At 43.0% G+C, this 14163-nt stretch carries 15 protein-coding genes; 6 read left to right on the top strand and 9 right to left on the bottom strand.

What is annotated here, in order from left to right:
- Positions 1-13 precede the first annotated feature (13 nt).
- From EI164_RS06300 to cysE, 3 genes are all read left to right on the top strand, one after another.
- Positions 14-355, top strand: coding sequence for an Hpt domain-containing protein (locus EI164_RS06300; protein ID WP_192519132.1), 342 nt, complete (start codon positions 14-16; stop codon positions 353-355).
- Complete coding sequence (locus EI164_RS06295; protein ID WP_192519131.1) at positions 356-1192, top strand: RNA methyltransferase; 837 nt, start codon at positions 356-358, stop codon at positions 1190-1192.
- 248 nt (positions 1193-1440) lie between these two features.
- Complete coding sequence (gene cysE / locus EI164_RS06290) at positions 1441-2313, top strand: serine O-acetyltransferase (protein ID WP_192519130.1); 873 nt, start codon at positions 1441-1443, stop codon at positions 2311-2313.
- A 162-nt stretch (positions 2314-2475) separates the two neighbouring features.
- Here cysE and EI164_RS06285 read toward each other — a convergent pair whose 3' ends face one another.
- The 8 genes from EI164_RS06285 to pheA all read right to left on the bottom strand — a co-directional run bounded on the left by EI164_RS06285 (position 2476) and on the right by pheA (position 11218).
- Positions 2476-2985 (bottom strand): hypothetical protein, encoded by a 510-nt coding sequence (locus EI164_RS06285; RefSeq protein WP_192519129.1) that lies wholly within the window; start codon positions 2983-2985, stop codon positions 2476-2478.
- Positions 2986-3024: 39 nt separating this feature from the next.
- Positions 3025-3492 carry a hypothetical protein gene (locus tag EI164_RS06280; protein WP_192519128.1) on the bottom strand — a complete coding sequence of 156 codons (468 nt, stop codon included), beginning with the start codon at positions 3490-3492 and terminating at the stop codon, positions 3025-3027.
- A 406-nt stretch (positions 3493-3898) separates the two neighbouring features.
- Positions 3899-4435 (bottom strand): 2-amino-4-hydroxy-6-hydroxymethyldihydropteridine diphosphokinase, encoded by a 537-nt coding sequence (locus EI164_RS06275; protein WP_192519127.1) that lies wholly within the window; start codon positions 4433-4435, stop codon positions 3899-3901.
- On the bottom strand, positions 4425-4862 hold the full coding sequence (gene folB / locus EI164_RS06270; RefSeq protein WP_192519126.1) for a dihydroneopterin aldolase: 438 nt from the start codon (positions 4860-4862) through the stop codon (positions 4425-4427). Before folB ends, EI164_RS06275 begins: the two co-directional genes overlap by 11 nt.
- 63 nt (positions 4863-4925) lie before the next feature.
- Entirely contained in the window at positions 4926-5888 is a 963-nt protein-coding gene (gene rarD, locus EI164_RS06265) for an EamA family transporter RarD (protein WP_192519125.1), read from the bottom strand.
- A gap of 248 nt (positions 5889-6136) precedes the next feature.
- On the bottom strand, positions 6137-8503 hold the full coding sequence (locus tag EI164_RS06260; protein ID WP_318779525.1) for a bifunctional prephenate dehydrogenase/3-phosphoshikimate 1-carboxyvinyltransferase: 2367 nt from the start codon (positions 8501-8503) through the stop codon (positions 6137-6139).
- Positions 8504-8707: 204 nt separating this feature from the next.
- Positions 8708-9850: a histidinol-phosphate transaminase gene (gene hisC / locus EI164_RS06255; RefSeq protein ID WP_192519124.1), complete on the bottom strand. Its 1143-nt coding sequence runs from the start codon at positions 9848-9850 to the stop codon at positions 8708-8710.
- 171 nt (positions 9851-10021) lie between these two features.
- Entirely contained in the window at positions 10022-11218 is a 1197-nt protein-coding gene (gene pheA / locus EI164_RS06250) for a prephenate dehydratase (RefSeq protein ID WP_192519123.1), read from the bottom strand.
- A gap of 441 nt (positions 11219-11659) precedes the next feature.
- On the opposite strand from pheA, the gene EI164_RS06245 reads away from it, so the two are divergent.
- Both EI164_RS06245 and EI164_RS06240 read left to right on the top strand, forming a co-directional pair.
- On the top strand, positions 11660-12601 hold the full coding sequence (locus EI164_RS06245) for a transaldolase (protein ID WP_192519122.1): 942 nt from the start codon (positions 11660-11662) through the stop codon (positions 12599-12601).
- A gap of 128 nt (positions 12602-12729) precedes the next feature.
- Positions 12730-13185 (top strand): surface-adhesin E family protein, encoded by a 456-nt coding sequence (locus tag EI164_RS06240; RefSeq protein ID WP_192519121.1) that lies wholly within the window; start codon positions 12730-12732, stop codon positions 13183-13185.
- Positions 13186-13258: 73 nt separating this feature from the next.
- Here EI164_RS06240 and EI164_RS06235 read toward each other — a convergent pair whose 3' ends face one another.
- Positions 13259-13774, bottom strand: a complete 516-nt coding sequence (locus tag EI164_RS06235; protein WP_225739150.1) for an adenine phosphoribosyltransferase — start codon at positions 13772-13774, stop codon at positions 13259-13261.
- 276 nt (positions 13775-14050) lie between these two features.
- Between EI164_RS06235 and EI164_RS17470 the strand changes: the two genes are divergently transcribed.
- Positions 14051-14163: transposase (locus tag EI164_RS17470; protein WP_413038446.1), on the top strand; the 113-nt coding region annotated here is incomplete at its 3' end.

The following is a 14163-nucleotide window of genomic DNA, read 5'->3' as shown; positions in this document are numbered from 1 at the left end:
TTGGATATAAAAAATGGACGAAATTATCAACGATGAGCAGTTTGAAGACATGCGTGACTTGCTCGAAGAAGATTTTGCCGACTTAATACAAGTCTATCTTATAGACAGTAAGAAACGTGTCGCAGCACTAAAAACGGCTCAGCAAGAAAACGACCATGCTAACGGCTATGAGACCGCTCATGCTCTAAAAGGCGCTAGCGCTAATTTAGGCGCTGCGAAATTGGCCAGCTTAAGCAGTCAATTACAAGAGCGCTGCCGTGAGCGTACGATTGGCGAACAAGCCACACTTATTGAAAACATCTCAATCGCGCTGCAAAACGTTGAGCAAGAAATCAATCAACGCTTGGGGCTATAAATGAGTAACAGTTCTCCATCAGCTCATGGTGTGAATGACTATCTGTCTGCTGTACAAGTCGTCATGGTAAATACAACGCTACCTGCCAATATTGGCTCGGCAGCACGGGCGATGCACACCATGGGGTTGTCGCGTTTGACGGTCGTTGATCCTAAATTGCCAATTGATGAGACGAGTGTCTCTCATGCAGCAGGTGGCAATGAGCTACTGGCATCAGCGACCATCGCACCTAGCCTTGAATCTGCTATTGCAGACTGTCAGCTCGTGTTCGCAGCGAGTAGTCGTAGTCGTCATTTGCCGCGCCCTGTGGTGAACCCTACCCAAGCGGCAAAAATCATGTTTGATTTTATGGATCAGCAAGCAAGTACGACTAGTAGTAAACCAAATATTGCTATCTTATTTGGTCGTGAAGATCGCGGCTTGACCAATGAAGAGTTGGCTTATGCAGATTATCATATTCAAATCGATGCCAATCCTGCTTATCCTGTGCTCAACGTTGCATCAGCGGTACAAGTAATCGCCAGTTTTATCTTTGCATACGCGCAAACGCACTTAAATACAACTGATAACAGTCTAGATGCTGATATAAGTACAACCGTCGAACCCATGATGGACGTTCATCTGCGTCAACAATGGGACGAGCCTGCGATTACCCAGCAGCAACTACAACAGCTGACTCAGCGTATGACAGAGCTGATGGTTCAGCGCGGTCTGGCAGATAGTGAGCACTTAAAATCATTGCCATCGCGCCTGTCACGACTGGGCTCGCGTGTACAGCTCGATCAAAAAGAGTATCAATTACTGAGTGCATTGATTGCCAAGCTGTCAAAAGACTAGCTATATTATCTAACACGCCCTAAATATAAAATCGATACTCACAAGCTCATATGAATTGATGGGTTTGTGAGTATTTAATAGCTCATCACTATATTTTATCGTGTAAAACTGCTATAACTTAAAAGACCTTAGTGTAAGTACAACCTAATATTTATGCAGACTTAATAACGATTAAAATCTAATAACTATAAATTACAGATATCGCTGTTCACCAGTGACACTCTACTGACAAATAGATAGGACGCTTTATGTCATTGCCAACCAAATTATTCAAATCACTTATTAGTATCAAAAAAGACCTAAAAGAAGACATAAATGCGGTATTCAAACGTGACCCTGCGGCGCGCAACAGCCTCGAGATCATATTGACCTACCCTGGCATCCATGCGCTCGTCCTACATCGCGGGGCGCACTGTCTTTGGAATAACGAACAGAAACTGGCCGCACGTGTGGTCTCTTATGGCTCACGTATCATCACTGGTATTGAGATTCATCCTGCTGCCAAGATTGGCAAACGATTTTTTATTGATCATGGTGTCGGCGTCGTCATTGGTGAAACGGCTGAGATTGGCAACGATGTCACCTTATATCATGGCGTCACCCTTGGCGGCGTATCATGGAATAATGGCAAACGTCATCCCACGCTAGAAGACGGCGTGACCGTTGGCGCTGGTGCAAAAGTATTGGGCCCATTTACGGTGGGTAAAAATGCCAAAATCGGCTCAAATGCGGTCGTGGTAAAACCGGTACCAGCAGGCGCTACGATGGTCGGTAATGCAGCTCGCATGATATCGGATCATCATGATGAAAAAGGCAATCCAATTACCGAAAAATCACCAGACGCTAAGTCACAAGAAAAAATAGCGACCTCAAAACAAGCTACTGCACGCGATACAGCATTTCAGGCTTATGGTATTGATCCAACCTCACAAGACCCTGTTGCAGAAGCATTTGCTAAAATGCTAGAACACATTCAGCAGTCAGAAAACCGCCTCGATCAATTACAAGCTGCTATGTGCAAAATCGATCCTAGTTTTTGTAAAAAAGAATATGACAAGCTGTGCTTAGAAGAGTTCGATGTGATTGGTAAAGATGAGGCTGATGACATAGCTGCTGAGTAGAAGTAAATTTTATTTGATATGCCGCAGCATCAGCGGCACCTTCGACTCATGCTAATGATGATGCTTGCTGAATAATGTCTTTTAGCTCTTGAATCGTGAACTGCTTATCAGCATTTTTGATATAATCAATTAACTGCTGTCCTGACATCTCATTAATATTCATTATTTGTATCTCCCGTAGTCGTTAGGTGCTGCTATTTTGTATGAAATAATAGGGTCTTCCCAAAAATCTGATTCAGGATCACCTGTTAAGTATTTCCCGCCTGATGACGTTGCTACCTCAACAACTAACTGACAAATTTGCTGAATATTGTTCTTAAGGACTTCTGAACAATACAGCACGACAAATTGCTGTTCACGATCAGCGTCTATTGAGTACATTTCACAGTGTGGTGGCATTGGAAACCTTACTTGCATAATCAATGTAGAGCCGTCTTCATCTAAATAGACATACCAATCTGCTATTTCATCTGCCCTTTCATGGTCTTCTAAAAATAAAAAGATTTTCCATGCTGTTGTTGTATTAGGTTCTGCTAAAGCCATGTGTCGCTTGACACTTTCATTATCTCGCTTTGATGCATAATGTGGAATTAGCCATTTTTCAGCATCTCTCGAAGCATATAATTGATCGATATCTCGTTTGGTGATTTCTCTATAGATATAATCACTCATCGTATTCTCTTTTAATCATTGGTTTAAAAGTGGTTAGGATTAACGAAAGTACAGCTGTTCGCTTTCAATAAATGTATAAGTTCTACTCATAGCGATACGTTTTATCTCTTCAGGCAACCCCTTAAGATTGTTTCCCGTTAGCTCTTCTCCACCATAAATAAGCGCTTGCGTCATTACTTCTTTGATGTGAGGCAGATTTTCTCTCAGCGCAGAAGAACAATAGTATATGGATAGCTCATAGCCCTTTGCTGTTTCAATCATAGTGCAGATAGCCTTATTAAACAGATAAGCGTAACGTGGCGATTCTCCCTCTAGACCCGAAAAACCACCTAAACTAAAAATCATCTCGCCTGTTGCTTCAATGACAGCTACTCTCCAACTAAAATCAATCATGTATCCAGCAGTTTGTCTGCTAGAAAACATGCCATATAGCGCTTCTTTAACATCTGGTGAAGCGAAAAGTAAATCTAAGTCGTCGTCCGTAATTTCTCTAAATATAAAAGTCATTCAACCTTACCCTTCTGAAAAATATAATATAGATATGAAAGATTCATAAAGAACTTAGCCCAAAACATCGACCCTACACCCTCGAAATTCAATCATTTAACTGTCAGTATTTTGACGCTATAGATTTCAATTATAATGCAGATACAATAATATCAGTCAGTGCTAACGATAGCACTTGTGACATTGAAATCATTGAGTAGGAAGCTATTGAAAGTATATCTAAGATAAGAAAAAGAAAGGAGATAAGCTCAATGATTAATTTCGGCGAGCGTTTGGATGGATTTTGATCATAGGCGAGTAATATTTATATTAGCCGTATTAATACTAAATTTTTGATATGAGGATTTTCAAGCAAGAAGAATATAACAGGCACTAACCATGAGAGTACGGATAATAAGCCAGTAAACTAAAGACGATTTGAAACTAACTCCTCAACTCCTGCTCGCTCATGCGCTTTAAATGGATAGCGATCCGCCATTATTAGCCATTCGGATTTTTGATTAGATGATGAATTTTTGCTTAGGCTATTTATGTTAGTAAAGATTTCTATCAACAGAATATCGATATCCATGGTGACTTTTTTGACTGACGTTTTTGCTACTACCAAACGCTCTCGATCGCACTCGCCTTCCATCTGTTTAAACCACGCTTGCAACTGCTGCAATGTCACAGGTTCTGCCAAACGTAAATAGACACACTGATTGATATAGTCAGGTTTTGGTAGCTCGATAGTCGCCGTAAAGTCAGGGTTTTGAAACGGCGTTGATAACTGTATCTCCCCTAGCGCTGCCAAACCCTCACGGACACGCGGCAAATACTTATCGGCTTGGTAATTGCTGCCCAATGCCAATATCACGGCCGTCACAGACTGCGCTTGCAGCTGTTTAGGCGCGCCTTGTTTTAATGCTTTCAGATTTAAATCTATTGATGTTTTATGCATCATCGGCTTGGCTATTATCCGCGTCTTTGGCAGCTTCTTTATCTGTTGGCTCGTCTGTTGACGCTGGCGCATAGCGCGTGATTTGCACCCCAACCGCATCCGCTTGTGCAATAGCCGTCGGCTTAGCGATACGGAACGTTATTTTGTGACAGGCGTATTTTGTGAGCAACTTATCCACGATAAGTTCTGCTAAATGCTCAAGTAGTTTTGCTTGAATCTCTTTACACCACTCGCTGACATCGTCACAGACCTCTTTATAGCTCAGTGCATCACTGACATCATCTGACACAGCAGCCGCGCTAATATCGGTTTCTAGCGCAATATCAATGAGTAGCGGTTGGGTGATTGCCCGCTCCCAATCATAGACACCGATGACGGCCTCTACTTTTAAACCTTTTACAAATACCACATCAGATTCAGTATGAAACATGCTCTCATCCTTGTTTGCTAAATATTTAATTAGCGTTTTAAATTCGATTTTTTTACGCAAATTTTATTTATTTTGCTGCAAAGCGGCTTCACGCAAACGGGCCGCTTTTAAGGCCTTGCTTGGGCGATGTCGCCACAAGTCAATGCTGAATAGTAGCAGACCTAGCCAAATTAAACCAAACACTGCCAAACGCTGCAAATCAAATGGCTCTTTATAATAAAACACCGCCAAGAAGAAAATAAACGTCGGGGTTAGATAATTCATAAAGCTTAAAATACTAAAAGCGACCATCTTAGTCGATTTATTAAATAGCAGTAACGGTATCAAGGTAATCGGGCCTGCAATCATTAATAGCCAAATGTCTGAGGTGAACCAAAAACTCAATTGGCTACTGACCACATCAGACTGCCAAAACCACCAGAGAAAAATAGGAACCAGCATCGACGTTTCGACAAACATCGCCTCAATCGGTTTTAATGGTGTTTGACGTTGAATCGTGCCATAAGTACTAAAACTAAAGGCTAATACAAGCGATAGCCACGGCAAACTACCTATCATGACCACTTGAATGACAACTGATAACAGTGCAAACCCGATAGCGACCCACTGCAGGTGGCGCAGGCGCTCTTTGAACAAAACCATCGATAGCGCAACACCAACGAGCGGGCCAATAAAGTAGCCCAAACTCGCCTCAAGGATGCGATCATTATTGACCGCCCATACATAAGTGAGCCAATTGGTCGCGATAATGATGCCCGATACAAACGTTAAAGCGATCCATTTTGGATTTTGTTTTAAGGTCTCTATCCACTGCCAACGCTTGGTTACGACCACCACGATGAGTAAACAGGCAAACGTCCAAACGATGCGATGACCGATAACTTCTGTTGCATCATAGGCAGATAATTGTTTGAAATAAAGCGGAAACGCACCCCAAATACAAAAGGCGATAAATGCAGTAATAACCCCTTGCTGAGTTGTTTTTATAGGTGCTACTGGTTTTTTGACGACATTTTGGATGGTCATATGACAATACAACGTGTTAGAGCAAAGCGCGACCTCACCTGCTTTTACAAACAATAGCAGTATCAAAGCAAGAACGCAGGGTTACTACAGATAAGATAAAAGTAAAAAAGCAATGCGTTGACACCAGTTTGGTCATCAACACATTGCTAACGATAAAGACTGTTTTGAAAATAATCTTAGGCTGCTCTTAACAAACAACCTCACTTATCATAAATCTGATGACTCACGATATGAACAATCATGTGGTTTTAGTGATCAGCGCCTTCAACTTGAATAGACATCCCGATTTGATTGGCCAGCTCAGCAAATCCTGGGAAGCTGGTATTAACCGTCTCAACCCCTTCGATGGTGATTTGTTCAGCAGCACGCAAACTAGCAACAGCGAAGCTCATAGCAATACGATGATCATGGTGTGAGGTAATGTGACCACCGCCGAATACAGGCTGGCTATTATTGACTTCGCCGTTCTGAATAGTCGTATCGGCACTGATGCCTTTACCCTCAATAATTAGCCCATCATCCGTTACGGTACAATCAATGCCAAGCGTGTGCAAGCCTTCCGCCATGACCGCAATACGATCTGACTCTTTAACACGCAACTCTTTGGCACCAGTTAACACCGTACGGCCTGTTGCACAGCTAGCGGCAATGAACAATACTGGAAATTCATCAATCGCCAGCGGTACGAGATGCTCTGGTATATCAATACCGACTAAGTTTGAGCTACGAATGGTAATATCTGCGACTGGCTCGCCGCCCACATGCGTCTCATTACTTAATGTGATATCGGCTTGCATTAATTTTAAGATATCGATAATACCCGTGCGTGTCGGGTTGATACCGACTTGCGTTAGTGTCAACTCGCTACCTTGACTGATAGCAGCAGCCACCATAAAAAATGCCGCTGAAGAGATATCAGCAGGGACAGCAATATCGCCGCCGGTTAGCTGACCACCGCCTGTGACGCTGATACTATTGCCCTCTACCGTCACTGGATAACCAAAGGCTGACAGCATACGCTCAGTATGGTCGCGGCTGACTTCAGGCTGGATGACGGTCGTCGTGCCCTCCGCCCACAGCCCTGCTAATAGCAAGCAAGACTTCACTTGTGCAGACGCCACTGGCATATCATATTCAGCACCTTGCAGCGGTTTACCAACAGTATCACGGCCAGTGATGCTAAGCGGCGCAGTACCACTATGACCTGTGCTTTGAATCACTGCCCCCATGGCGCGAAGTGGTGCTGCCACACGTTCCATCGGACGTTTGTTTAAACTGGTATCACCAGTCAACACGCTATCAAACGATTGTGCCGCTAAGATACCCGATAGTAAACGCATACTGGTGCCTGAATTGCCCATATATAATGGCGTCTTACTTGGTTTTAGCCCATTCATACCAACACCATGAATGGTTAACTTTCCTTTATCAGGCCCTTCAATGGTCACACCCATATCACGAAATGCTTGCAAGGTCGCAAGTGCGTCCTCCCCTTCCAAAAACCCAGTGACATGGGTCACGCCTGTGGCAAGGCTGCCCAGCATGATGCTGCGATGCGAGATAGATTTATCACCAGGAATAGTAATAGTACCTGAAACGGTGTTGCTAGGAGTAATATTATAAGATGCTGACATGGCAGAAGTATCCGTATAAGGGGTGCTGGCTAACATATGGCCAAAATGTCGCCGTGCGGCTTGCGCGCGGCCCAAAAGTCCCATCAGGGCGGTTGAATCTTTATCAATGATCAGTTGACGCATGGTCTGTAAATAGACGCCATACTCATCAAGGGCGCTAATAATTGCGCTTTCGTTGGCAAAAAATATATCGTGCCACATTTTAGGGTCACTGGCAGCAATGCGGCTAAAATCACGGAACCCGCCCGCTGCATAGCGAAACATGTCTAAATTATCATCATGACTGGCCAACTGCTCAACCAGATTAAACGCAAGCAGGTGCGGCAAATGACTGGTATGCGCCAATATGGAGTCATGATGCTCAGCGTCCATCGCCATCACGCTGGCACCCACTGCTTCCCATAACCGTCGCAGCTTATCTATAGCAACCAAACTGGTCGTTGGTAACTCACAAATGATAACACTATGATTGGCAAATAAAGTGGCGCGGCGGGCATGATACCCTGAATTTTCCGCACCAGCTATCGGATGGGCTGGTACTAATCCAGTTGGCGATGAACCAAACACAACGTTTGCCGCATCAATGATATTGACCTTGGTGCTGCAAACATCAGTAATGATGCAGTCAGTGCCGATCTGTCCGTTGTCCATCGCCGCTTTGATATCGATAAATACGGATTGTACGGCTTGCACAGGTACAGCAATGACGATTAAATCACTACCATGAACCACGTCACTCAATACCGAACTGCCTGCATCTAGTAAGCCATGTTGAATGGCCTCTTCTATACTGGGCGCATCTCTATCGACGGCAACCAACCGCTGACTCAAACCATTATCTTTAATAGCTTGAGCCAAACTGGCACCGATCAGTCCAAGCCCAATAACGCAGACTTGTTTGAATAACGCTGACTGCGATGTGTTAAGCGATTTTTTCTTAGGTTGTTGACTTTCTTTTTGGCTAACTTTTTGACTAATCACGGCTTTTCTCATTGAATAAATCAACGTGAGCTTCGATAAAAACTCAGGTTGTTGTTATAAAACTTAATGGTGTATCGGCTGCTCCAAAGACCTAGCACCCAGAAACTTATCACCCAAAGGCTTAGTAGTAGAAGCTTAGAACTCAGTACTTAGTACTTAGTACTTAAAACCAAACACCTAGCACAAGCAACCGAGCCATAGCCTTTAATCCTCTGTTAAGATAGAACGCAACGTATCAATCAAGCGTAGGTTGTCTTCTGCTAAACCAACGGTAATACGTAACCAGTTAGGTAAACCATAAGCAGCTAACGGACGCAGAATAACGCCTTGCTCCAGCAACGCTTCATGAATAGAAGCCGCGGTTATGTCTTCCATCTCAACTTTTATTTCTACCATAATAAAATTGGCATGTGATTTGATAAACCCTAAGCCTAGCGCATCCAACTGCTTCTCCATCCAGCGCATTTGCTCATCATTCATCAAACGAGTTCTTTCGATAAAGTCTTGATCCGAAAGTGCAGCAGCGGCAGCAGCCAAACCAATACGGCTCACGTTAAATGGCTGACGAATACGGTTTAATAATTCAGCAACAGCAACTGAGCTGAGCGCATAACCGACACGCAAACCAGCCAGCCCATAGGCTTTGGAGAATGTACGTACGATAACAACATTATCAAACTCATCAATCAGCACCCGGTTGTTACTCTCAGGGCTGTATTCGATATAAGCCTCATCTAATACCACCAAAACCGAACTGGGGACACTCGCTACAAACGCATGCAAATCTTTATGAGAAAGCAAAGTACCCGTTGGATTGTTAGGATTAGAGATAAACACAATTTTGGTATTAGGATTGTCCTGAACCGCTTGACTCATCGCCTTTAGGTCATGAGCAAAGCGCTGAGCAGGCACTTCAACATCCATCGCGCCTTGCATTTTCGCTAACATCGAATACACCACAAAGGCATACTGACTATAAACGATGGCATCACTAGCACCAACAAAGCTACGCGCTAAGATATCAAGCAAATCATCCGAGCCATTACCCAAAGTAATCTGATCAACATTGACGTCATTAAAATCAGCCAATGCTTGCTTTAGATAATAACCGTTGCCATCAGGGTAACGTGCCAGCTGTCCTAGTTGCTCAGTAATTGCAAGCGTGACGTTCGGTGAACAACCGATGGGATTCTCATTACTGGCAAGCTTGACCACATCTGAGACACCATATTCACGCGTCAACTCTTCTACCGGCTTACCTGTTTGATAAGGTGCCAATTCTAAAATACTGGCATAAGCAGGTACTAATGGTGATAAATTTGACTCTGTCGATTGAGGTGACTGCATGATTTATCCTTAGACATGATGACGCGTCTATGATTGATTGAGCATTGAGTAAGATGGCTTATTGGCGGTGACAGCAAAGACATAGCGACAACATTCATTTATCAGCTATTTCAAAAAACAGCTGATAAATCCGTTATCGATAAATTTACGGTTACTTTATTTACGGTTACTTTATAACACCGCTTTAGGATATGAGCCTAACACACGTAAATCCTTCACTAACGGACGAATGTCATTGATGGCCGCGCTGACATTTGCATCATCGATATGACCATCCATATCAATAAAGAACACGTATGCCCATTTATTAGGACGCTCAGGACGTGTTTCGATACTGGTCATAGACACACCATGATAAGACAGCGGCTTTAATATTTCGATGAGTGCACCCGCTTTATCATGTGCCGAGACGACGATAGACGTTTTATCTTGGCCTGATGGCGCAACGGCTTCATGACCAATGATAAGGAAACGCGTGGTATTGCTTGGGTTGTCTTCGATGTTTGAGTAGAGCTTATGCAAATCATACTCTGCCGCTGCTACATCACCTGCAATCGCAGCTGAATGCCATTCGTTTTTTAGACGACGCGCTGCTTCACCATTACTCGATACCGCAACACGCTCGACATTGGGGAAATTCACATCAAGCCAATGACGGCACTGTGCTAATGATTGCTGATGAGAATAAATACGGCTTAGGCCATCTATCTTGGTGTGTTCAGCGACTAAGAAGTTCTGATGAATGGGCAGTTCAACTTCACCAATAATTTTTAGCGTCGAAGATAAAAATCCATCTAAGGTGTGATTCACAACGCCTTCTGAAGAATTTTCAACAGGAACCACGCCATACATTGCTGTGCCCGCTTCTACTTCACGGAAGACATCAGTGATGGTCGTCATTGGCACGGTATCAGCAGCCTTACCAAAATGCTTGAGTGCAGCAGCATGCGTAAAAGTACCGATTGGCCCCAAAAAAGCAATGCGTTGCGGCGCTTCTAAATCTAAGCACACCGACATAATCTCACGGAATAAGCGTGCCATTTTTTCATCAGCGATCGGACCAGTATTGCGTTGCATGACCGCTTTTAATACCTGTGCTTCACGCTCAGGACGATAAAAAATAGGATTACTACTATCAGCAGCAGAGGCATCATTAGCAATATTATTTTTCTTCACTATAGCCACTTGCTGAGCCAGCTTGGCACGGTCATTAATCAGTGTCTGAATTTCACAGTCTACTGCATCAATATTTTGGCGAATACTGTCCAAAAACTCTTTTTCAGTTGCTTTTTCAGTCGAATTATCGCTAGTGCCTGCGACGGTCTGATCTAGGTTATCTATATTGTTCTCTGGTGACTGCTCACTCATTACCGCCTATCCTTTTTCTAAAATTATTACTGTGTTTTATGACTGTGGGGTATTACTTTATTGGTTTTAAATACTCGGCATCTCTTTTAATGTTAAAGAATACCTAAATGACTGTTATGCACACCAAATATTTTAGCCATAATATCGCATTTTGCTAACCCTATCGAGCACAGTTGTTATGACTCAATCATACGGCAACTGACAAATACAATACGCTGATTGCTGACTCGCTCTACTATAACAAAAACTATGCTCAGTGCCCACGTGTAAATACTCGTAAAACTATCAATATTCACTAAGTAGTACAATATAACTTTTATACGTGTGAAAACTATCGTTAGTTTGGGGCGTGTTCAACAATATAACCCAAAAATTATGATACAGTTCAGAACTAACGATACAGAACACCATAATCACATCATTAATAAAAAAGGATATCTGATGAGCGCATTACAACAGCTTCGTACCATGACCACCATCGTCGCGGATACTGGAGATCTAAACGCCATTGCGCGCTTAAAACCTATCGATGCGACCACCAACCCGAGCCTAATCACCAAAGCCCTCATGCATCCTGACAACCAAGGCATGCTGTCAGAAACCATGAGCCATCATAGTGGCAATATTGATGCGGTGATTGATTCGCTTACCATTCAGATTGGCTGTGATATTTTAGGTCTCATCGAAGGCCGAGTCTCTACCGAAGTTGACGCACGCCTATCTTATGACACTCAAGCAACAATTGATAAAGCCCTGTCCTTTATGGAAACTTATCAAAAAGCAGGTATCGACTCAGACCGTGTATTGATTAAGATGGCCGCCACTTGGCAAGGTATTGAAGCAGCACGTTATCTGGAAACTCAAAATATTCACTGCAACCTGACTTTATTATTTGGACAACACCAAGCAATTGCTTGTGCCGATGCTGGCGTGACACTGATATCACCATTCGTGGGTCGCATCTTAGACTGGCAAAAACGCCAACAAAACCGTCAAAACGTGCCCGCTTCTGATGACATGGGTGTACAGTCCGTGAAGCGTATTTATCAATATTACAAACAACATAACTATCGTACACAAGTCATGGGTGCAAGTTTTCGCTCAACTGAGCAAATATTAGCGCTGGCAGGCTGTGATCTATTGACCATCGCACCCAATCTCATCGACGAGCTGGCTACGATAGATGCTGAAGTAACACAACAGTTATCACCAAGTATGTCAATGGATATGGCAGATATGACCAAAGTGAGCCTGACACGTGAAGGATTTAGTGCTGCCTATCAGCAAGACAAGGTCACACAAGACTTACTACCAAAAGGTATTGATGGGTTTGTCGGTGCGCGCGACGAGCTTGCTCAAATGTTAGCAGCTATGCGCAGTTGAGACACAAACAGTCTCTGATATCGACAATACTCTAAAAACAGAAACAACTGGCAATAAAAGAAAGTTGCCTGCTAATACTAAGTTGGCTATGATGAGCCACTTCAAACAACAAGAAGCAAGGCTTGATTATGAAGCGGCTATCAATGTTATTAGTAGGCGGCACTCTAGCGGTCAGCGCACATGCAGTGAACTGGTCAAAAGTATCAGAAAGTCAAACTGGATCCGTTTTTAGCGTAGACTTGGAGTCTATCGAAAGCTCCGACATCAACATCATAGACGAAACAGATGTTGAAAACATTACGGTATCTATTCGTCGAACCTATCCTGCACAAACAAATGAGGATGAAGCAAACAGTATTCATCATAGTGACCAACAACTGCTCATCTCTTGTAAGGATAACAGCTACTATAGGCGCGCTTATGTGAACTATGGCGCTAATGATAAAGTATTACAGTCATGGCAATCAGAAAAGCCGATACTGACCACAAAAGACTTTAAAACCACAACACCAAAGACCGTCGGGCATACATTAATAAAAGAAGCCTGTACAATCTATGAACAAACTGAAGATAGCTCACAATAGAAAATCGCGCTGATATTATTCAGCGCGATTTTTACTTTCAAAATTGTTTATTTCAAATATTTAGACTGCCATATTAGGCCTTTAATACAGTATAAACAGGCACTGGAAAGTCACCGTGCAAATCAACTAAATCCAATAATACCAAAGCACCAACAACAGTATGCTCTGCAGATTTACATAGCTCATAAGCAGTCTTTAATGTGCCGCCAGTAGCCAATATATCATCAACCAACAATACACGCTCTGGCGGCAGGTTGTTTTGCATCTCCAGCGTATCCTTACCATACTCCAGAGCATAGGCCTTATTGGCAACAGGTGGTGGCAATTTACCAGGTTTGCGTAACAAAATCATACCTTTACCCAGTCTACCTGCCAACAGACTAGCAAACACAAACCCACGTGCTTCTACAGCTCCCAAACAATCCACTTCATCCATCAGACCTTCAGGCAATGCCGCTAGTAGTGCATCGATCACATCATTAATATGACTACGTAATAACGGTGTAATATCATAAAAATCAATACCAACTTTCGGAAAATTGGGTACGGTACGAATAACTTGCCAAAATGGATGCTCAGTATTCAGCATATGAGTTGGCTCGTTTTCGATATTTGTAGAGGTAGCACTCATGCTCATAGTAACCCTTAGCTTATATGACTAATAACACCTTCAAAAATACGATTAGCGCTACCCAAATCGTTACGCCTACCATGCGTGTGACTGATACTCGTTTTCGTTGCTACGCTAATGTTTGAAAATGCTATTGAATAATGATTGAATAAGAATATATGGTGGTGTATCAAAAAGTATGCTGGAGTAATAAAAGAAGGGTGACAGCCGAAGCAAGATGATATATTTGAGGTTATGAAGACACAAATACAGATCAATTGCCCCGACTGTCACAGTCCCAGTTTTTCGATACACGGCAAAAAAAGCTATGGCAAGCAGAACTACCAGTGCAAGGACTGCAAACGTCA

Origin of the sequence: Psychrobacter sp. FME13 (assembly GCF_014861395.1) — a bacterium.
Lineage (GTDB): Bacteria > Pseudomonadota > Gammaproteobacteria > Pseudomonadales > Moraxellaceae > Psychrobacter.
This window is presented reverse-complemented; position numbering and strand designations above follow the sequence as displayed.